The following is a 20072-nucleotide window of genomic DNA, read 5'->3' as shown; positions in this document are numbered from 1 at the left end:
GCTCAGCCGAAGCCGCGGGCGTCCTGCTTGAGCGCGGTGTCGATCGACAGCGCCGCCGCGACCACGAGCGAGCGAAGCGGCTCCTCGAGCGGACGGTGGATCTGCACGACGTAGTTGTCGGCCGTGGTGAACATGGTCTTGGCCAGCCCCTCCCACGTCTTGGTGACGCGCGCGACCTCGGTGTCGGTGTGGTCCTTGATCGCGAAGTTCCAGGCCCGCCAGTTCTCGCCCTGGATGATGCCGTAGGCGTGGCCGCCGGACTCGAGGCCGAAGCGGATCTTGCCGAACGCGTTCTGCTGCACGATCTGCCCGATCTCACGGCCGGACGGGTCCTCGACGATGATCCGCGACTTGATGACCTTGGCCGGCCGCGTCAGCGCGAGCACCGGCGTGCCGGTCATGTCGACGATCTGCAGCTTGTGGGTCATGTACTGGTCCCACGACGTCAGCAGGCGCGCGGCCTTCTTCAGCGCGTTCTGCCCGACCTGCCGCACCGCCGCGATCTGGCGCGCGTTCTGGTCGTAGATCGCGTACTCGTTGTTGACCTCGATGAGCTTGGCCTTCTGGTTCACCACCAGCACCGGCTCGGTGAAGATGCTGCCGCCGCCCTGGAACCCAGCGGTGCCGGCCTGCCCGGCCCGCTGGACGTCGCGCTGCACCTTGGCCGAGTCGCGCTGCACGGTCGGGACGTGACCCGGGGCGCCGGGCGGGTCGATGCCCTGTCGTCCGTGCGAATGGACGTGCTCGGTCCACTGGGTGCCGTCGAACCAGCGCTGCTCGTGCTTGCCGGCGGGGTCTGCGTACCAACCGGCGGGGGCCTGGGGCTGCGTCATGCGCGAAATCCTAGGGGCCCCGCGTTCGGTTTTGGCGGCAGAGCGCAGCATGTTGCGCTCTGCCGCCAAAACCGGTCAGGTGACGCGGCGGATCCCGGCCCGGTGTCGCTGCGCCAGCTCGGGGTAGTAGGTCGGGTTGACCTGCACCCAGAACTCGGCGGGCGTGCCCGCGATCTCCTTGCGCACCGTCGCGGGGACGCCGGCGGCGAGCACGCCGGGCGGGATCTCGGTCCCGGGCTGCACGAGCGACATCGCCGCCACCATCGACCGGGCACCGATCCGGGCGCCGTCCAGGACGACGCACCCGTTGCCGACCAGCGCCTCCTCCTCGAGCACCGCGCCGTGGATCATGCAGAGGTGGGCGACGGTGGCCCGCGCGCCGATCTCGGTGGTGACGCCGGGCGTGGTGTGCACGACGCTGCCGTCCTGCACGTTCGCCCGCTCCCGGACGACGACCGGCCCGTCGTCGCCGCGCAGCACCGCGCCGTACCAGACCGAGGCGCCCGCCTCGATCGTCACGTCGCCGATCAGCGTCGCCGTGGGCGCGATCCAGGCGTCCTCGGCGATGCGGGGAGCGACGCCCTCGTACTCGAACACGTTCATGGCGCTCCCTGTCGGGCCGAGGCCGCCAACCGGGTGTCGGCGCGTCGATAGCATTCATACCGAACGTCCCCCACCGCCCCGCGCGAAGGAGCTCCCCGTGTCCGCCAGCGTCAGCCCGCCCGCCGTCGTCCCGCCCGTCCGGGTGGTCGCGGGCACCACGGCCTACGACGCACTGCGCGAGGCGGGGATCGAGCTCTCCGGCCCGCACGGTGCCGTGGTCGTCCGCGACACCGGCGGCACCCTGCGCGACCTGGAGTGGAGCCCGGCCGCCGACACCGACGTCGAGCCCGTCCCGGCCGACTCGCCCGACGGTCTCGCCGTGTTGCGGCACTCCGCGGCGCACGTGACCGCGCAGGCCGTCCAGGAGCTGTTCCCCGGCACCCTGCTGGGCATCGGCCCGCCCATCGAGGACGGCTTCTACTACGACTTCCTGCCGCCCCGGCCGTTCACCCCGGACGATCTCGCCGCCATCGAGAAGAAGATGGCCGAGATCATCAAGGCCAACCAGCGCTTCTCCCGTCGCGAGATCGACGACGACGACGCGCGCGCCGAGCTCGCCCACGAGCGCTTCAAGCTGGAGCTCATCGGTCTGAAGTCGAGCGCGTCGGGCGAGGAGGCCACCGAAGTCGGTGCCGGCGGCCTGACCATGTACGACAACCTCGACGCGAAGTCCGGCGAGCGCGTCTGGACCGACCTGTGCCGCGGCCCGCACCTGCCCACCACCCGGCGCATCCCGGCCGTCAAGCTCATGCGCAGCGCGGCGGCGTACTGGCGCGGCAGCGAGAAGAACGAGCAGCTGCAGCGCATCTACGGCACCGCGTGGGCGACCCGCGACGACCTCAAGGCACACCTCTTCCGGCTCGAGGAGGCCGCCAAACGCGACCACCGCAAGCTCGGCACCGAGCTCGACCTCTTCAGCTTCCCCGACGAGATCGGCTCCGGCCTGCCGGTGTTCCACCCCAAGGGCGGCGTCATCAAGCGGGAGATGGAGGACTACGTCCGCCGTCGCCACATCGAGGAGGGCTTCGAATACGTGGGCACCCCCCACATCTCGAAGGAGGGCACCTTCCACCTGTCGGGGCACCTGCCCTACTACGCCGACGGCATGTTCCCGCCCATGGAGTTCGAGGGCGCGAACTATTACCTCAAGGCGATGAACTGCCCGATGCACAACCTGATCTACCGGTCGCGGGGCCGCTCGTACCGCGAGCTGCCGCTGCGGCTGTTCGAGTTCGGGCACGTCTACCGCTACGAGAAGTCCGGCGTCATCCACGGGCTGACCCGCGTGCGCGGCTTCGCGCAGGACGACTCGCATTCCTACGTCACCCCCGAGCAGGCGCCGGCCGAGATCAAGCACCTGCTGGACTTCATCCTCGGACTGCTGCGCGACTTCGGCCTCGACGACTACTACCTGGAGCTGTCGACCCGCGACGACGCCAACCCGGGCAAGTTCGTCGGCGAGGACGCCGAGTGGGCGGTCGCGACCGAGGTGCTGCGCGACGTCGCCGTCGACTCCGGCCTCGAGCTCGTGCCCGACCCGGGCGGTGCCGCGTACTACGGTCCGAAGATCTCGGTGCAGGCCAAGGACGCGATCGGCCGCACCTGGCAGCTCGCGACCATCCAGTACGACTTCAACCAGCCGCGTGGCTTCGAGCTCGAATACCAGGCCGACGACGGCACCCGCAAGCGTCCGGTGATGATCCACTCGGCGAAGTTCGGCTCGATCGAGCGCTTCGTCGGCGTGCTCACCGAGCACTACGCCGGCGCGTTCCCGGCATGGCTGGCGCCGGTGCAGGTCGTCGGCATCCCGGTCTCGGCCGACCAGGTCGACTACCTCTACGAGATCGCGCGCGACCTCAAGCGCGTCGGGCTGCGCGTCGAGGTCGACGACTCCGACGACCGGATGCAGAAGAAGATCCGCACCGCGCAGAAGCAGAAGGTGCCGTTCATGCTCATCGCCGGCGGCACCGACGTCGAGAACGGCGCGGTGTCCTTCCGCTACCGCGACGGCTCGCAGCGCAACGGCATCCCGATCGGGCAGGCGATCGAGGAGATCGCGCAGTTCGTCGCACGGCGCCTGAACACCTCGCCCGACGCGTCGTTCTATGCCTGAGGACGACGCGCCGCCGGTGATCGAGCCCGCGGCGGCGTTCGCGGGGGAGCCCGACTCCTTCGGCCGGCTCTGGACGCCGCACCGGATGGCCTACATCCAGGGGGAGAACAAGCCCGCCCACGACGAGGCCGGCGACGAGTGCCCGTTCTGCGCGGCCCCGGGCCGCTCGGACGAGGACGGCCTCGTCGTCGCGCGCGGCGAGCACGTGTACGCGGTGCTCAACCTCTACCCGTACAACTCCGGGCACCTGATGGCCGTCCCGTACCGGCACGTGGCCGACTACCCGGAGCTCACGGCGGACGAGACCGTCGAGCTGGCGCGCTTCACGCAGCAGGCGATGCGCGTGATCCGGCGGGTCATGTCGCCCCACGGATTCAACCTCGGCATCAACCAGGGCGGTGTCGCCGGCGCGGGCATCGCCGCCCACCTGCACCAGCACGTCGTCCCGCGGTGGGGTGGCGACACCAACTTCATGCCGGTGGTCGGGCAGACGCGCGTCCTGCCGCAGCTGCTGGCCGACGCGCGCGCCTCGCTCGCCGGGGCCTGGGACGCCGCTGGGTAGCGTCCGGGTCATGGTGCTGCACCTGCGCGGAGTGTTCCTGCCCGACGAGACCGAGCGGGACGCCTGGGTGATCGACGGGAAGTTGACGTTCAGTCGGCCGTCGGGGGAGTGGGACACGATCGTCACGGGCGGGTGGATCACCCCCGGACTTGTCGACGCCCACTGCCACGTCGGCCTCTCGCCGATGGGCCACGAGCCGGATCCCGAGGGGCAGGCGCGACAGGCGCGCCTCGACCGCGACGCCGGGGCGCTGCTGCTGCGCGACGCCGGGTCGCCCGTCGACAACTCCTCGGTCCAGGAGCGCGAGGACCTGCCGCGGCTGATCCGGGCCGGCCGGCACATCGCCCGCACGAAGCGCTACATCCGCGACCTCGGCGTCGAGATCGAGCCGCCGGACCTCGTCGCCGAGGTCGAGCGGCAGGTGGCCGCGGGTGACGGCGGCTGGGTGAAGATCGCCGCCGACTGGATCGACCGCGACCTCGGCGACCTCGCCCCCACCTTCCCCGACGACGCGCTCGCCGCCGGCATCGCGCGCGCCCACGAGCTCGGCGCGCGGGTGGCGGCACACGTCTTCGGCGAGGACGCGCTGCCGGGCCTCGTCGCCGCGGGCGTCGACTCGATCGAGCACGGCACCGGGCTCACCGACGACCTGATCGCGCAAGCGAGGGACGCCGGGTGCGCCGTCGTCCCCACCCTGATCAACATCGACAACTTCCCGCAGATCGCGCTCGGCGGGGCCGAGAAGTTTCCGGCGTACGCAGCGCACATGCGCGCCCTGTTCGCGACCTCCCGCGAGCGCATCCGGTCGGCGTGGGAGGCCGGCGTCCCGGTCTACACCGGCACCGACGCCGGCGGGTCGCTGCCGCACGGCCTGGTCCGCGACGAGATCCGCGCGCTCGTCGGCGCCGGCATCCCGCAGGCCGAGGTGCTCGCCCAGGCGTCGTGGCGCGGCCGGGAGTGGCTGGGGTTGCCGGGCTTGACCGAGGGCGCGCCCGCCGACCTCATCGCCTACGAGACCGATCCGCGGGTCGACCTCGGCGCGCTGTACGCCCCGGTCCGCACCGTCCTGCGCGGCGCCGTCGTCTCCTGAGCCCTGAACCTGAGGTCCGCTGCCGGCCCCTCGTCTCCCGCTTCCTCGGCGAGTTGGTGGCATTTCGGGGCCGTGATTCGACCAACTCGCCGAGGAAGGCGGGTGTCGGAGGCCGTAGCCTGGGAGCCAAATGAGTTCCTCCCGCGCCGCCGTGGCCGGCTGGGCGCTCGCCGCCTGCGTCTACCTGCTCGCGCAGCTGCACCGCACCTCGTTGGGCGTGGCCGGGTTGCTGGCCGAGCAGCGCTTCGGCATCGACGCCGGGCAGCTGAGCCTCTTCGTGTTCCTGCAGATCGGCGTCTACGCCGCCATGCAGATCCCCACCGGCGTGCTGGTCGACCGGTACGGACCGCGTCGGGTGCTGGTGGCCGCGGCGACGATCATGGGCGGCGCGCAGCTGGTCTTCGCACTCGTGCCGCTGTACCCGGTGGCCCTGCTCGCGCGGGCCGCGCTCGGCTTCGGCGACGCGCTGACCTTCGTGAGCGTGCTGCGCTTCGCCGCGACGCACTTCAGTCCACGGCGCTACCCGGTGCTCGTCGCGCTGACCGGGATGACGGGGACGGTGGGCAACGTCGCCGCCACGTTGCCGCTGGCGCTGCTGCTGCGCCACGTCGGGTGGGCGCCGTCCTTCCTCGGCGCCGGGGCGCTGTCGCTCGTCGCCGGCGGCGCGGTCGCACTGCTGCTGCCGGACTCGACGCCGCCGCCGCGCGCCGTCCGTACGGCCGCCGAGCTACGCAGCGGCGTGCTGTCGATCCGCGGGCGCGTCCGCCGCGCGTGGGCGCTCCCCGGCACCCGGCTCGGCTTCTGGACGCACTTCACCTCGATGTCCACCGGCACCGCGCTCGCCGTCCTGTGGGGGACGCCGTACCTGGTCACCGCCGTCGGGTTCAGCACCGCCGGCGCCGGGGCGGTGCTCATGGTGGGGGTCATCGCGGCCGCCGTCGTCTCGCCGGTGCTCGGCTGGTTGATCGGCGAACGGCCCTCGGTGCGGGTCCCGATCGGTTTCGGGTTGAGCATCGTGGTCGTCCTCGGCCTGGTGCTGCTGGTGACGGCGTTCGGCGACACGCCGCCGGCCGGCCCGGTCGTCGTGTTCTTCGTCCTCGCCGCGCTCGGCGGCCCGGTCTCGATGGCGGCGTTCGCCCTGGCGCGGGACTACAACCACGCGCGGTCGCTGGGGACGGCCTCCGGCGTCGTCAACGTGGGCGGCTTCGTCGCGACGGTCCTCATCGCCCTCGGCATCGGCTGGGTCCTCGACCTCCAGGGCGGGACGACGGCGCGCTCGCTGCGGTGGGCGCTGCTCGTGGCCGTCGCCGTCCAGGGCTTCGGCGTGGTCCGGATGATCGTCTGGTGGCTGCGGGTCCGGGCGACGGCGCTGCACCGCCAGCAGCGCGGCGAACCGGTGCCGGTGTCGGTCGTCCGGCGTCGTTTCGACCTGCGCGTCACCGGCCCGACGGGCGAGAGCGGACCCGGCGACTGACACCCGGGCCCGCGCACCCCGCCCGGTCTGGCAGAATGACGCGTTGAGTACCGACCGGACAGGGCCCTCTCTCCCCGTCCGGTCCGTCCATCCGGGCCGGTGCCGACGGTGTGACCCCACCCGACGCGCACCGATCCACCCGCTCGTCACCTCAGGAGTTCCCACAACCGTGGCCACCAAGATCAAGCTCACCCGCATCGGCAAGATGCGCGAGCCGCACTACCGCATCGTCGTCGCCGACTCGCGCAACAAGCGTGACGGCCGGTCCATCGAGACGATCGGCGAGTACCACCCCAAGAACGACCCTTCGGTCATCAAGGTCGACGCCGAGCGGGCCGCCTACTGGCTCGGTGTCGGCGCGCAGCCGACCGAGGCCGTCGCCGCGATCCTCAAGGTCACCGGCGACTGGCAGAAGTTCAAGGGTCTGCCCGCCCCGGAGCCGATGAAGCTGCCGGCCGAGAAGCCCGACAAGCAGGCGCTGTTCAACGCCGCGATCGCCGAGGCCGGTGGCGACACGACCGAGGCCGGGGGTGCGGCCACCACGCCGCGCAAGAAGGCGGCCAAGAAGACCGCCGACGCGCCCGCCGAGGCATCCGCCGCCGAGGCCCCCGCCGAGGCTCCGGCGACCGACCAGCCGGCGAGCTGACGTGCTCGAGGAGGCTCTCGAGCACCTCGTGCGCGGCATCGTCGACCACCCGGACGACGTCCAGGTCGACCTCGTCGACAACCGGCGGGGACGCCGCCTCGAGATCCGCGTCAACCCCGAGGATCTCGGCCGGGTGATCGGCCGCAACGGCCGCACCGCCAAGGCCCTGCGCCAGGTCGTCAACGGCGTCGGGGGCAAGGGCATCCGCGTCGACGTCGTCGACGTGGACCGGCGCTGACCGCTGCCGGCCGGCCCACCGGGCCGCCGCGCGCGACGAGCAGTCGGAAGCGACGACCGTGAGTGACGACGAGACCGCCACCGGTGCCGAGGCACTGGTGGCGGTCGGTCGTGTCGGCCCGGCCCGGGGCGTGCGCGGCGACCTGTTCGTCGAGCCGTGGACCGACGCGCCCGAGGAACGCTTCGCGCCGGGCTCGGTCCTCGTCACCGAGCCCACCGAGGCGGGGCCGCTGACCGTGGAGACCGCCGTCGTCTCCAGTGGCAAGCAGGTCGTGCACTTCCTCGGCGTGGACGGCCGGGTCGAGGCCGAGGCGCTGCGCGGCGTCCGCCTCTTCGTGGCGGCGGCGCACCGGCCCGCCCTCGCCGACCCGGACGAGTTCTACGACACCGATCTGATCGGCCTCACCGCCCGGACGGTCGACGGCGCCGAGCTCGGCCCGGTCGTCGACATCACGCACGCCGGGGGAGCGGACTACCTCGTGGTGGCCGTCGCCGGCACCGACCGGCTCGTCCCGTTCGTGGCCGCCATCGTGCCCGCGGTGGACGTCGCCGCCGGGATCGTGACCGTCGACCCGCCCGCGGGCCTGTTCGAGCTGTGAGCAGCGACCCGACACCCGCACCGGCGCCGCAGCTGCGCCTCGACGTCGTCACCATCTTCCCGGACTACCTCGCCCCGCTGCACCAGTCGCTGCTGGGCCGCGCCATCGCCCGCGGGCAGGTGGGCCTGCGCGTGCACGACCTGCGTCGCTGGACCGACGACGTCCACCGCACCGTCGACGACACCCCCTACGGCGGCGGCCCCGGCATGGTGATGCTGCCCGAGCCATGGGGCCGCGCGCTCGACGAGATCGCCCCCCCGGACTCCCGCCCGCAGCCGCGGCTGATCGTCCCCACGCCGTCGGGGACGCCGTTCACGCAGGCCACCGCGGCCCGGCTGGCGCGCGAACCGTGGCTGCTGTTCGGCTGCGGGCGCTACGAGGGCATCGACAGCCGCGTCGTGGAGTACGCGGCGGAGCGCATGCCGGTCGAGGAGATCTCGCTCGGCGACTACGTGCTCGCCGGGGGCGAGGTCGCGGTGCTCGTCGTCGCCGAGGCGGTCGGACGGTTGCTGCCGGGCGTCCTGGGCAACGCCGAGTCCGCGGTCGACGACTCGTTCGCCGCCGGCCCGGCGGGGCTGCTCGAGGCGCCCGCCTACACCAAGCCCGCGAGCTGGCGGGGCCTGGACGTCCCGGACGTCCTGCTCTCGGGCAATCACGCCGCGATCACGGCCTGGCGGACCGAGCGCAGCCGTGCCCGCACGGCCGAACGGCGCCCCGAGCTGCTGCCGCCCGAGCCCGGTGCGTCCGACCCGGGCCCGCCCGGCCCGCGCGCGACGTCCTAGGCGACGATCTCCGCCGCCGCGCCCGGTGGCAGCGTGTCCAGCGTGGCGAGCTCCCGCGCCCGGCCGGCCGGCTGCGGGCGGGCGAAGAAAAAGCCCTGGCCGGTGTCGACGTTGAGCCCGTGCAACGCGAAGGCCTGCGCCTGTCCCTCGATGCCCTCGGCGACGACCGTCAACCCGAAGGCGTGGGCGGCCTCGACGATGAGGCGCACCAGCTGGTGGTGCGCGGACTCGTCGGAGCCGGTGAACGAGCGGTCGATCTTCAGCATGTCGACGGGCAGCTTCGGCAGCTGGCCGATCGACGTGTAGCCGGTGCCGAAGTCGTCGATCGCCATGCAGACGCCCATCGCGCGCAGCGTGTGCATGTTGTCCAGTGCGATGGGGTCGTCGACCAGCACGGTCTCGGTGATCTCGACGACGAGGCGGGACGGGTCGATGCCCGACGCGTCGAGTGCGGCGCGGACGTCGAAGACGAGGTCGCGCGACGCGAGATGGCGTCCCGACACGTTGACCGCCATCGTCAGCGGGTGCGGGTGGGCGCCCTCGGCGTCCCATCGCGCGAGCTGCGCGGTGGCCTCGTGCAGCGTCCACCGGCCGATGCGGTTGATCAGCATCGACTTCTCGGCGACGGGGATGAACTCGTCGGGCGAGAGCAGGCCGTGGACGGGGTGATGCCAGCGGATGAGCGCCTCGAAGCCGATCGGTCGTGACGTGCTCATCTCGACGACGGGCTGGTAGTGCAGCTCGAAGTGCTCGTCGGCCAGGGCGTGTTCGAGCTCGCGCTCCAGCAGCGCACGCCGGTCGAGGGAGTGACGCAGCGCCTCGTCGAAGATGCCGACCCGCCCGCGGCCGGCGGCCTTCGCGCTGTACGCGGCGGCGTCGGCCTGGCTGAGCAGCTTCTCGGCGTCGACCGAGGCGTCCTGGCACACGCTGATGCCGAGGCTCGCGCCGATGCGGGCGGTCCGGCCGTCGATGGCGACGGGGAGGCTGATGGCCTCGACCAGCCGCTCGGCCAGGGCGACGAACGCGAAGTCGGGGGTGGCGTCCTCGACCAGGATCACGAACTCGTCGCCGCCGAGTCTGAACACGGAGTCGGCGTCGCGGATCACCGCCACCATGCGCTCGGACGACGCCCGCAGCACCGCGTCCCCGACGCCGTGCCCGTGGCTGTCGTTGACCGCCTTGAAGTGATCGAGATCGACGTAGATGAGGGCGGTCAGCGCGCCCACGCGGCGGGCGCGCTGCAGCGCGCGGCGGATGGCGAGCATCGCCTGCGTGCGGTTGGGCAGCCCGGTCAGACCGTCGTGCGTGGCCTGGTACTGCAGGTCGCTGCGGGCGAGGTCGCGCTCGTGGATCGCGTCGACGATGGTCGCGACCGAGCTGTGCATGACCGCCCCCAGCGCGCCGGGCAGCGGCGTACGCACGATCGTGGCGTCGAGATCGCCGGCGGCGACCGCGGCGGCCTGCGCCTCGATCCGGCGCAGGCTGGCCACGGCCGCGGACAGGCCGTCGGCGACGGTGCGGATCTCACGGGGTCCGTCGGCGCGGACGTCCACCAGCTCGCCGCGGCCGACGTGCTCGGCCGTGCGGGACAGCGACTGCAGCGGCCGGGCGATCGCCCGACGGACGAAGATCCCGATGCCGACAGACATGCCGACGACGAGCAGGACGAGGGCGGCGACGAGCGTCGCCATGAGGTAGGCCGACGAACGCAGCGCCGTGGCAGCACGCACCGCGCTCCGCACGGTGGCGGTCTCGACGCGACCCAGGTCGGTGGTGCGCGCGATGTGCGCCCGGTACATCGCGAGGACGCCGGCGAGGGCCAGCGGATGGGTGGCGTCACCGGCGAAGGCGGCGAACTGCGCCTGCAGCCGCGCCGTGCCCGGCCGGGCCATCGCTCGGCGCCACAGCGCCGCCGTCCGGGTGCCGGTGCGCGCGAGGACCGCGTCGGACGCGGTCTCGAACGCCGCCCACGACCGCAGCCAGGCCGTCCGTGCCGCGGCCCGCGTCTCCCGCGCGCCCAGGCCGGGGAAGCGGTCGGCGGCCAGCAGCGCGAGCTCGCCCGTCCCGGCCTGGGTCGCCTCGCCGACCAGGGCACTGTCGCGCAGGGCCTGGCTCAGGGCCCGGGCCGAGGCGTTCGCGACCGCGTCGCTCATCAGCCGGCGGGCGCCGAGACCGAGGGACGTCCCCGCGGCGACGAGCGCGTCGTAGCCGGCCGGCAGGCGCACCGCGGCGTCGATGTCGGCGCGGGCCCGGCGCAGCGTCGCCGGCAGCGCTCGCAGCCGGGAACGCACGCCGGGTCGAGCCGACGCGGCGTCGAGGGCGGCGTCGGTCTGCCGACGTTGGCGGGCTATCGAGGACGTCGTGAGACCCAACTCGGCCGGCGCGACACCGCGGAGCCCGGCCGCCCGGTGGAGGGCGGGTGTCGTGACGGCGGCATACGCGCTCGCCGAGAGGAGCTCGCCCTGCAGGTCGGCCTGCACCCGTTCCAGGGCGGCGGCGTCCTGGACGAGCTCGGCGGTCCGGTCCGCGGCGTGTGCCTCGTCGATGCGCTGCACGAGCTCGAGGCCGCCGAAGCCGGCGCACACGAGCAGGGGCGCGATGATGAGCGCGGTGAGGTACGTCCGCAGGCGCACGCCCCGGATGCCCCGCCACCCCCGACGGTTCCGATCCACACCCGGGTGATCGGCGGCGACGCCCGCGACCTGAGGGCCGGAGGTCCCGGGGCCGGCGCCGCCGTGCCGGCGCGCGCCCGTGGGCCGTTTCGCCGTCGGCCCGGGCAGTGTGGCATCATCGTGGGGTTGCCCATCGCGCGTCAGTCGCGCGCCGGAGCCCTGCACCGCACTGCCGAGACCGAGAGCGAAGACTTCGACATGAACACCCTCGACACCCTCGAAGCCGCGTCCCTGCGCGAGGACGTGCCGGACTTCCGCCCCGGCGACACCCTCAAGGTGCACGTGCGGGTCATCGAGGGGAACCGCTCTCGCGTGCAGATCTTCCAGGGCGTCGTCATCCGCCGTCAGGGTGGCGGGCTGCGCGAGACCTTCACGGTCCGCAAGGTCAGCTTCGGCGTCGGCGTCGAGCGCACCTTCCCGGTCCACACGCCGGTGATCGACAAGATCGAGGTCGTGACCCGCGGCGACGTCCGCCGCGCCAAGCTGTACTACCTGCGCGACCTGCGCGGCAAGGCTGCGAAGATCAAGGAGAAGCGCGAGACCGTCTCGCGCTGACCCGCCACCGGCGGGCGCTGCGGGCAGGGACGCATTGACCGACGAACCCGAGGGCGGGCGCGACGACGCGGCCGGCTCCGCCGACCCGGCTTCACGTCCGGACGACGGCACGCGCTCCGGTGCGCACGCGGCCGGCGCGGCGGGCGAGACCGCCGCTCCCGCCGAGGGCGCCGACACCGTCGAGAGCGCCGCCTCCACCCACGACGCCGCGGCCGACGACGCCCTCACCCCCGACGCCTCCACCCCCGACGCCTCCACCCCCGACGCCTCCACCCCCGACGCCTCCACCCCCGACGCCTCCACCCCCGACGCCTCCACCCCCGACGCCTCGCACGACGCCGCGGCCGAGGACGGGGCGGTCGTCGGGGATGCCGCGGCCGACGAGCACGGGGGCGAGTCCCGCTGGCGGCGACGCCGCCGCGAGAAGGCGGCCAAGCCCCGTCGCAAGGCGCCGTGGTGGGAGCTCCCGTTGCTGGTCGCCGTCGCGATCGGCATCGCGATCCTGGTCAAGAGCTTCGTCGTCCAGCCCTTCTACATCCCGTCGGACTCGATGGAGAAGACGCTGCACGGCTGCCCGGGGTGCTCGGGCGACCGCATCCTGGTCAACAAGCCGATCTACAGCGTCATCCGCGATCCCGAGCCCGGCGACATCGTGGTGTTCGACGCGCCCGACGGGTGGGAGCGCGAGACCACCAGCAGCCCGCCCGGCAATCCCGTGGTGCGGGTCGTGCGCGGCTTCGGCCAGCTCATCGGCTTCGTGCCGCCCGACGGCGAGGTCCTCGTCAAGCGCGTGATCGCCGTCGGCGGCCAGACGGTGAAGGGCGTGCAGGTGCCGACGACCGCGGCCGAGCGGAGCCGCACCGGCATGAAGGTCAAGACCGCCGTCATGGTGAGCGACAAGGGTCCCGGCGGCCCTTTCCGCACTCTCGACGAGCCCTACACCTATCGCGCCGAGGGGGACGGCGACGACCGCGCGTTCCCGGCCGTGACGGTCCCGAAGGGGCGGTTGTGGGTGATGGGCGACCACCGCACCGACTCCGCCGACTCGCGTTACCACTGTGCCGCCGGCGGTGAGGACGTGACCGAGACCACGGAGTGCAACGCGGTGACCAGCACCGTCCCCGTCGACAAGGTCATCGGCAAGGCGTTCGTCATCGCCTGGCCGCCGTCGCGGTGGGGCACGTTGGGAACGCCGTCGACGTTCGAGTCCGCCTCGGCCGCCGCCGGTCCGGAGCTGCCGGCCGCGGCCTCGCTCGCCGTCGTCGCGCCCGTGCTCGTCGTGCGGCGCCGCCGGCGCCGCGACCGCTGAGGGACGGGATCGTGCCCCGTACCGTTCCCGCGTCCGGACTGGCGTTCCGGCCCCCGCGCCTCGTCGTGCGGCGCGACGGGCCGCTCGGCGGCTACGAGTCGGCCCTGGCCCGCGCCGGCTTCGAACACGTCGCCGGCGCCGACGAGGCCGGCCGGGGCGCCTGCGCCGGGCCGCTCGTCGTGGCCGCGTGCATCCTGCCCCAGGGCCGGCGCGGGCGGATCGAGGGCCTGGACGACTCCAAGGTGCTCACCGCGGCCGTCCGCGAGTCCCTCTACGGCACGGTCACGCGCCGGGCGCTCGCGTACTCCGTCGTCGTCGTGCCGGCGGCCGAGATCGACGCGTACGGGCTGCACGTCGCGAACCTCGCCGGGATGCGGCGGGCGCTCGCGACGCTCGTGCCCGGCGCGCAGTACGCGCTCACCGACGGGTTCCCGGTGCCCGGGTTGGGCGTCCCGGCGACCGCGGTGTGGAAGGGCGACGCGACGGTGGCGTGCATCGCCGCCGCGTCGATCCTGGCCAAGGTGACGCGCGACCGCATCATGACCGGCATGCACGAGGAGTGGCCCGAGTACGACTTCGCCAAGCACAAGGGGTACGTCACCGCGACCCACGCCGCGGCCCTGTCCCGGTTCGGACCCTGCCCCCAGCACCGGCGTCGCTACGTGAACGTGCGTCGCGCGATGCGCAGTGGCATCGGCGGTGGCATCGGCGGTGGCATCGGCGGTGGCATCGGCGGTGGCATCGGCGGTGTCACGGCCGTGGGGGACAATGGGATCGACGCGTTCGACGAGCTCGCCCCCGGGCTCGACGGGGCCGAGATCGCATGAGTGCCGAGGAGGGCAGATGAGCGCGGAGGATCTCGAGAACTACGAGACCGAGATGGAACTGCAGCTCTACCGCGAGTACAAGGACATCGCGTCGCAGTTCAACTACGTCGTGGAGACCGAGCGTCGCTTCTACCTCACCAACGACGTCGACCTGCAGCCTCGAAACACCGACGGCGAGGTCTACTTCGAGCTGACGATGCGCGACGCCTGGGTGTGGGACATGTACCGCCCCGCTCGCTTCGTGAAGACCGTGCGTGTCGTGACGTTCAAGGACGTCAACATCGAAGAGCTCGACAAGCCCGATCTCGAGCTCCCGGGCAAGGACGGCTTCACCCGCTGAGCGCGCCCGTCCGCGACGAGGCCGGCGCCTACGAGCTGTTCGAGCGGCTGCGCTGGGGCGGCCACCCGCACCGGTGCCCGCGCTGCGCGGCCACCGGGCGGTGCCGCTACCTGCCGCCGGCGGACGGCCGTACCCGTGCCACGTCGAGCGGCGGCAGGACGGTGCGCCGCGTGTGGCGCTGTGCCGCCTGCCGCGGCCAGTTCACCGTCCTGACCGGCACCGTGCTCGAACGCACCCGCGCGCCGTTGCGCCTCTGGCTGGCCGTCGCGGCCGACGTGGTCGCGGGGCCGGTCGCGACGCGCGAGCTCGCCCGGCGGCATGCGACGACGCCCGAGACCGCACGTCACCTTTTCGCCCGGCTCACCGCCGCCGGCGTGGGGGTCCACGGCGGTGAGCCCGACGCGCGGGCCGAGCTGGCGCGCGTGCTCCGGCTCCCGCCGTCGGATGTCGCCCGGATCGTCGCGGCCGCGCCGGGGCGCCGCACGCCGCCGGCCGGGGGGCCGACCGCCGACTACCGGTGACGCCGCCCGCGGCCCTGTGGTTCGCCGATCCGCCCGGCCGCGCGTCGTCCACAGGGGAGGCGACCGGCGCCCGCCGGACCGCGTCGGCGCGGCACCGTGGAGCCATGCGAGTCAAGGACGCCGTGGGCCGCTTCGGCGAGCAGGTCGCCGTCGAGCACCTGGAGGCCGCCGGTCTGGTCGTCGTCGATCGCAACTGGCGCTGCCGCGACGGCGAGCTCGACGTGGTGGCCCACGACGGCGCCGAGCTGGTGTTCGTCGAGGTGAAGACGCGCTCGTCGCGCGCGTACGGGACACCGGCGCAGGCCGTGGACCGGGTGAAGGCGGCACGCATCCGCCGGCTCGCCCTGGCCTGGCTCGCCGAACGTCGGGCCGGCGGCGAGCGGTCGTGGCCGGTGCTGCGCTTCGACGTGGTCACCGTGGTCCGGCGCCCGGGCGGGCTCGACGTCGAGCACCTGCGCGGCGCGTTCTGAGGGGAGGGGACGGCATGGGGTTGGCCAAGACGCTCGCCGTCGGGTTGAGCGGCATCGACGGGCACGTGGTGGAGGTCGAGTGCGACATCTCGGCAGGGTTGCCCGGCATGTCGTTCACCGGCCGGGCCGACGGATCGGTCGTCGAGTCACGCGACCGGTTGCGCGCCGCCGTGCACAACTGCGGGGCCGATTGGCCGAACCGCAAGATCACCGTGGCGCTGCTGCCGGCCGACACACCGAAGCGGGGGTCCCGCTTCGACCTGGCGGTGGGTCTGGCGGTGCTCGCCGCCGACGGTCAGCTACCGCCGCCGGCGGTCGCGGCCGCGGCCTGGATCGCCGAGCTCGGGCTGACGGGCGCGCTCCGGCCGGTGCGCGGCGTGCTGCCCGCGGTCGTCGCGGCCAGGGCACACGGCGTCGAGCGGGTGGTGGTGGCCCGGGCCAACGCCGCCGAGGCGGCGCTCGTCGACGGTGTCGACGTGCGTGCGGCCGACGACCTCGGCCAGATCGTGCGGTGGCTGACCGGCGAGGGGCCTGCCCTCGACCGGGCCGCGGTGGCGGCCGCCGCGACCGACGGTCGGGCCGGCCCCGACCTCGCCGACGTCGCCGGTCAGGGCATGGCCAGGCGGGCCCTCGAGATCACCGCGGCGGGCGGTCACCATCTCTACCTCGTCGGGAGCCCGGGGGCGGGCAAGACCATGCTCGCCGAGCGGCTGCCCGACCTGCTGCCCCCGCTCGACGACGCCGCCGCGCTCGAGGTCACCGCGATCCACTCGATCGCGGGGCTGCTCGGTGAGGGGGCGACGTTGGTACGTCGACCACCGATCCGCGCGCCGCACCACACCGCCTCGCTCGCCGCCCTGGTGGGCGGCGGATCGCACCTGGCCCGGCCCGGCGCGATCAGCCTGGCGCACCGGGGCGTGCTGTTCCTCGACGAGGCGCCCGAGTTCGCGCCCGCGTCGCTCGACGCGCTGCGGCAACCCCTCGAGTCGGGCACCGTCGTCCTGCTGCGCGCCGGCGGAGCCGTGACGTATCCCGCACGGTTCCAGCTCGTGCTCGCGGCGAACCCGTGCAGCTGCGCGGCGCGGCCGTCCGAATGCGTGTGTTCGGCGCACGCGCTGCGCCGACACCGGCAGCGGTTGTCCGGGCCGCTCATGGACCGCATCGACCTGCGTGTCCGGGTCGAGCCGGTGGCCCGGGCTGCGTTGCTCGACCGCGGCGGGGCGCGCGAGAGCACCGCCGAGGTCGCGCAGCGGGTCGCCGAGGCGCGGCGTCGTGCCGTCGAACGGTGGGCGCCGACGGGGTTGCGGGTGAACGCCGACATCCCCGGCTCGGTGTTGCGCTCGCGGCAATGGCTGCCCCCGGCCGGCGCCCTCCAGCGCGCCGAGGAGCTGCTCGAGCGCGGTGAGCTCAGTGCGCGGGGCTTCGACCGCGTCCTGCGCACGGCGTGGACGATCGCCGATCTGGCCGGCGTGCCCGCGTTGGACCGGGACGCGCTGGAGGAGGCGCTGTTCTTCCGCGCCGGCACGGTCGAGGCGTCGGCGGCATGACCGGGAGCCCGCAGCGTGCGGCCGCGGTCGCCGACGAGGTGCTGCTCGCCCGCGCCTACCTGAACCGGGTGGTCGAACCGGCGTCGGTCCCGCTGTGGCGCTTCGTCCGCGCCGTCGGGCCGGTCGAGGCCGCCGAGCGGGTCCGGTGCCAGGACGTCCCCGACGACGTCCGCGACGTCACCAGCGCGCGGCACGCCGGGGTCGACCCGCACGCCGACCTCGAGGCCGCCGCGCGCCACGGCATCCGGCTGGTGGTTCCGGAGTCGGCGGACTGGCCCCACTTCGCGCTCGCGGCACTGGAACACGCCGCGGTCGCCCGACTGCGCACCTACGACGTCGAGCCGGAGCGCTACCGCCGGACCGGTGAGCCGATCCCGCCGCTGGCGCTGTGGCTGCGCGGGCCGCTCGACCCGAGCGGGCTGGCCGTACGGGCGGCCGGCATCGTGGGCTCGCGCCGCTCGACGCGCTACGGCGACACGGTGGCCCGCCGGTTCGCCCGCGAGCTCGCCGAGCGCGACGTCGTCGTGGTGTCCGGCGGTGCGTTCGGCATCGACACCGCGGCGCACGACGGGGCACTCGCCGCGGGGGGCGAGACCGTGCTCGTCTCCGCGGGCGGCCTGGACGCCGCGTACCCCGCCCAGCACCGCGTCCTGTTCGGCCGGGTCGCCGCGTCGGGGCTGCTGGTCTCGGAGCACGCGCCGGGTGCCTCGCCGCGGCGCGGCCGCTTCCTGGTCCGTAACCGGCTCGTCGCCGCCTTCGCCACCGGCACCGTCGTCGTCGAGGCCGGGCAGCGCTCCGGGACGCGCAACACGGTCGGTCACTGTGCGCGGCTGGGCCGGCCGATCATGGTGGTGCCGGGTCCGGTCGACTCGGCGGAGTCGGTCGGCTGTCACGACCTGCTGCGCGACGAGCGGTGGGCCGCCACCCTCGTCACCTCCGCGGCGGACGTCCTCGCCGTGGTCGGCGGTCTCGGCGACCTCGCCGGTGATGCCGCCGGTGAGGTCGTGGGGGAGGTCGCCGGCACCGGTGTCGCTGCGGGCGGCGGTACGGCCGGGGGCTCTCACGCCGCCCCGGACCGAACGCGAGCACGGCGTGCGGGCCGACTGCGGCGGGTGCTCGACGCGCTCGACGACCGGTCCCGGGCCGTCTTCGACAGCTTCCCGTCCGGCTGCGCCGTGCAGCCGGACGAGGTCGTCTTCGCGTCGGGGCTGACGGTGAGCGAGGTGCTGCGCTCGCTGCCGGTGCTCGAGCTCGCCGGTCTGATCGAGCAGTACGACGGCGGCTTCCGGATCGCGCCGTGACGGCGGACCGTTCCCTCGCGCCACGCTGCCCGGCCGCGACTCGACCCGGCGCGGCGGGACCACCGTCCCTCGGCAGGCGGCCGGGAGCACGACAGAATCGGGGTCGCCCGGCGAGGGTGCGGTCAAGCCGGTCCCGGTCGTCGCGGCCGGACTGCGCGACGACCGGCGCGGGTGCCCGTGGCCCGCGCCCCGTCGGCAGCCGCGAACGGCGCCAGGGCGTTCCGTGAGGTCGACGCTTCGCCGCGCGACTCCCGGGTATCGCGGCTACACTTCCCAAACCTCCATACAACGGGCACGGCCACTCCCGCCGATGCGGGAACGTTGCCCCCACGGACCCCCGTGGCCGGGTCCGGTCGAACCCCACCCCGACCGGACCCGGCCGCGGGCCCGCACCCGGGACCCGTCGCGCGCCCCCACCCGGTGCCCGCCGCCGCGGTGCGCCGGCGCTTGGCGGCCCCGCACCGGGAACGGTTCGCGAGCCTCGCCCGCGTGGCAGCTTGACCGCCCGGCCGCGGTCGCGAACCGTGCAGGGATGGCGACGACCGGGCGCGGCGACGGGGCTGCCGGGGCTGCCGGGGCTGCCGGGGCCTACAGGGCGACCATCGGGGCGACGGCCGCCGTGGCCGCGCTGCGCGACGCACTCCCACCCGCGCTCGCCGACGCCGTGGCCGGGTTCGAGCAGCACCTGCGCCTCGAGCGCAACCGCTCGCCCCACACGGTGCGCGCGTACGTCGGGGACGTGGTCGGCTACCTCGACCACCTGAGCAGGCTGGGGGGCCGCTCCGCGCGCGACATCGAGCTCGCGTCGCTGCGCGGTTGGCTGGCTGCCCAGCGTGATCGCAGCGCCTCGCGGGCGACGATGGCCCGGCGCTCGGCCTCGCTGCGCACGTTCTGCGCCTGGGCGCACCGCGCCGGTCTGCTGAGCGACGATCCCGGTCAGCTGCTCGCCAGCCCGAAGGCGCGCCGCGAGCTGCCGGCGGTACTGCGGGCCGACCAGGCGGCCCGCGTCATGACGGCGGACGCTCCCGAGGCCGACGAGGCGATCCGACTACGGGACCGGCTCGTCGTCGAGCTGCTGTACGCCAGCGGGGTCCGGGTCTCGGAGCTGATCGGGCTGGACATCGACGACGTCGACCGGCGACGTCGGGTGCTGCGCGTGTTGGGCAAGGGCTCGAAAGAGCGCACCGTGCCCTACGGGTTGGCCGCCGACGACGCCCTCGGGGGTTGGCTCGCCACCGGACGACCCACGCTCGTGACCGCGGCCTCCGGGTCGGCGCTGCTGCTCGGCGTGCGGGGCGGGCGGCTGGACGTCAGGGCGGCGCGCCGCATCGTCCACGACCGGGCCGCCCGGGTCGACGGTGCCCCCGACCTCGGCCCCCACGGGTTGCGGCACAGCGCGGCCACGCACCTGCTCGAGGGCGGGGCCGACCTCCGCACGGTGCAGGAGGTGCTCGGCCACGCCGATCTGGCGACCACCCAGATCTACACGCACGTGTCGGTCGAGCGGCTGCGCCGCACGTACCGGCAGGCGCACCCCCGCGCCTGAGCCGGCGGGCGACCCGCAGCCGGCCGCTCCGTGCGGGTTGGGCCG

At 74.2% G+C, this 20072-nt stretch carries 20 protein-coding genes; 17 read left to right on the top strand and 3 right to left on the bottom strand.

Annotated features, from left to right (window positions below):
• Positions 1-2: 2 nt before the first annotated feature.
• Complete coding sequence (locus BUE29_RS01025; protein ID WP_073384879.1) at positions 3-833, bottom strand: LURP-one-related family protein; 831 nt, start codon at positions 831-833, stop codon at positions 3-5.
• A 75-nt stretch (positions 834-908) separates the two neighbouring features.
• Positions 909-1436: a gamma carbonic anhydrase family protein gene (locus tag BUE29_RS01020; RefSeq protein ID WP_073384877.1), complete on the bottom strand. Its 528-nt coding sequence runs from the start codon at positions 1434-1436 to the stop codon at positions 909-911.
• Positions 1437-1533: 97 nt separating this feature from the next.
• On the opposite strand from BUE29_RS01020, the gene thrS reads away from it, so the two are divergent.
• The 8 genes from thrS to trmD all read left to right on the top strand — a co-directional run bounded on the left by thrS (position 1534) and on the right by trmD (position 8939).
• Positions 1534-3549, top strand: coding sequence for a threonine--tRNA ligase (gene thrS / locus BUE29_RS01015; RefSeq protein ID WP_073384876.1), 2016 nt, complete (start codon positions 1534-1536; stop codon positions 3547-3549).
• Positions 3542-4111: an HIT family protein gene (locus BUE29_RS01010; protein WP_073384875.1), complete on the top strand. Its 570-nt coding sequence runs from the start codon at positions 3542-3544 to the stop codon at positions 4109-4111. The genes thrS and BUE29_RS01010 overlap by 8 nt, the downstream gene beginning before the upstream one ends.
• A gap of 10 nt (positions 4112-4121) precedes the next feature.
• The gene (locus BUE29_RS01005; protein ID WP_200799976.1) at positions 4122-5201 is read left to right on the top strand and encodes an amidohydrolase family protein; all 1080 of its coding nucleotides are present in this window, start codon (positions 4122-4124) and stop codon (positions 5199-5201) included.
• Positions 5202-5331: 130 nt separating this feature from the next.
• Entirely contained in the window at positions 5332-6675 is a 1344-nt protein-coding gene (locus BUE29_RS01000; protein WP_073384874.1) for an MFS transporter, read from the top strand.
• A gap of 169 nt (positions 6676-6844) precedes the next feature.
• Positions 6845-7321 (top strand): 30S ribosomal protein S16, encoded by a 477-nt coding sequence (rpsP, locus tag BUE29_RS00995; protein ID WP_073384873.1) that lies wholly within the window; start codon positions 6845-6847, stop codon positions 7319-7321.
• 1 nt (position 7322) lies between these two features.
• Positions 7323-7559, top strand: a complete 237-nt coding sequence (locus BUE29_RS00990) for an RNA-binding protein (RefSeq protein WP_073384872.1) — start codon at positions 7323-7325, stop codon at positions 7557-7559.
• 58 nt (positions 7560-7617) lie between these two features.
• Positions 7618-8157 (top strand): ribosome maturation factor RimM, encoded by a 540-nt coding sequence (gene rimM, locus BUE29_RS00985; RefSeq protein ID WP_200799975.1) that lies wholly within the window; start codon positions 7618-7620, stop codon positions 8155-8157.
• Between the two features lie 32 nt (positions 8158-8189).
• Positions 8190-8939 (top strand): tRNA (guanosine(37)-N1)-methyltransferase TrmD, encoded by a 750-nt coding sequence (gene trmD / locus BUE29_RS00980; RefSeq protein ID WP_084180713.1) that lies wholly within the window; start codon positions 8190-8192, stop codon positions 8937-8939.
• Here trmD and BUE29_RS00975 read toward each other — a convergent pair.
• Complete coding sequence (locus tag BUE29_RS00975) at positions 8936-11572, bottom strand: sensor domain-containing phosphodiesterase (protein ID WP_073384870.1); 2637 nt, start codon at positions 11570-11572, stop codon at positions 8936-8938. The two genes, trmD and BUE29_RS00975, sit on opposite strands and share 4 nt — an antisense overlap.
• 237 nt (positions 11573-11809) lie before the next feature.
• Here BUE29_RS00975 and rplS point away from each other — a divergent pair, with 237 nt between their 5' ends.
• From rplS to BUE29_RS00925, 9 genes are all read left to right on the top strand, one after another.
• On the top strand, positions 11810-12166 hold the full coding sequence (gene rplS / locus BUE29_RS00970; protein WP_073386697.1) for a 50S ribosomal protein L19: 357 nt from the start codon (positions 11810-11812) through the stop codon (positions 12164-12166).
• A gap of 34 nt (positions 12167-12200) precedes the next feature.
• The gene (gene lepB, locus BUE29_RS00960) at positions 12201-13475 is read left to right on the top strand and encodes a signal peptidase I (protein WP_200799974.1); all 1275 of its coding nucleotides are present in this window, start codon (positions 12201-12203) and stop codon (positions 13473-13475) included.
• Positions 13476-13513: 38 nt separating this feature from the next.
• On the top strand, positions 13514-14302 hold the full coding sequence (locus BUE29_RS00955; protein ID WP_073386694.1) for a ribonuclease HII: 789 nt from the start codon (positions 13514-13516) through the stop codon (positions 14300-14302).
• Between the two features lie 16 nt (positions 14303-14318).
• Positions 14319-14642: a DUF2469 domain-containing protein gene (locus BUE29_RS00950; protein ID WP_073384867.1), complete on the top strand. Its 324-nt coding sequence runs from the start codon at positions 14319-14321 to the stop codon at positions 14640-14642.
• The gene (locus tag BUE29_RS22705; protein WP_268766567.1) at positions 14639-15163 is read left to right on the top strand and encodes a transposase; all 525 of its coding nucleotides are present in this window, start codon (positions 14639-14641) and stop codon (positions 15161-15163) included. The genes BUE29_RS00950 and BUE29_RS22705 overlap by 4 nt, the downstream gene beginning before the upstream one ends.
• Before the next feature lie 104 nt (positions 15164-15267).
• Entirely contained in the window at positions 15268-15633 is a 366-nt protein-coding gene (locus BUE29_RS00940) for a YraN family protein (protein WP_073386691.1), read from the top strand.
• A gap of 14 nt (positions 15634-15647) precedes the next feature.
• The gene (locus tag BUE29_RS00935; protein ID WP_073384864.1) at positions 15648-17180 is read left to right on the top strand and encodes a YifB family Mg chelatase-like AAA ATPase; all 1533 of its coding nucleotides are present in this window, start codon (positions 15648-15650) and stop codon (positions 17178-17180) included.
• On the top strand, positions 17177-18481 hold the full coding sequence (dprA, locus tag BUE29_RS00930; protein ID WP_073384862.1) for a DNA-processing protein DprA: 1305 nt from the start codon (positions 17177-17179) through the stop codon (positions 18479-18481). The genes BUE29_RS00935 and dprA overlap by 4 nt, the downstream gene beginning before the upstream one ends.
• 532 nt (positions 18482-19013) lie before the next feature.
• A complete protein-coding gene (locus BUE29_RS00925; RefSeq protein WP_084180581.1) occupies positions 19014-20027 on the top strand; it encodes a tyrosine recombinase XerC in 1014 nt (337 codons plus the stop codon).
• Positions 20028-20072 lie beyond the last annotated feature (45 nt).

This window comes from Jatrophihabitans endophyticus (assembly GCF_900129455.1).
GTDB lineage: Bacteria > Actinomycetota > Actinomycetes > Mycobacteriales > Jatrophihabitantaceae > Jatrophihabitans > Jatrophihabitans endophyticus.
The sequence above is the reverse complement of the archived record's forward strand: the minus strand, read 5'-3'. Positions and strand labels throughout refer to the sequence as shown.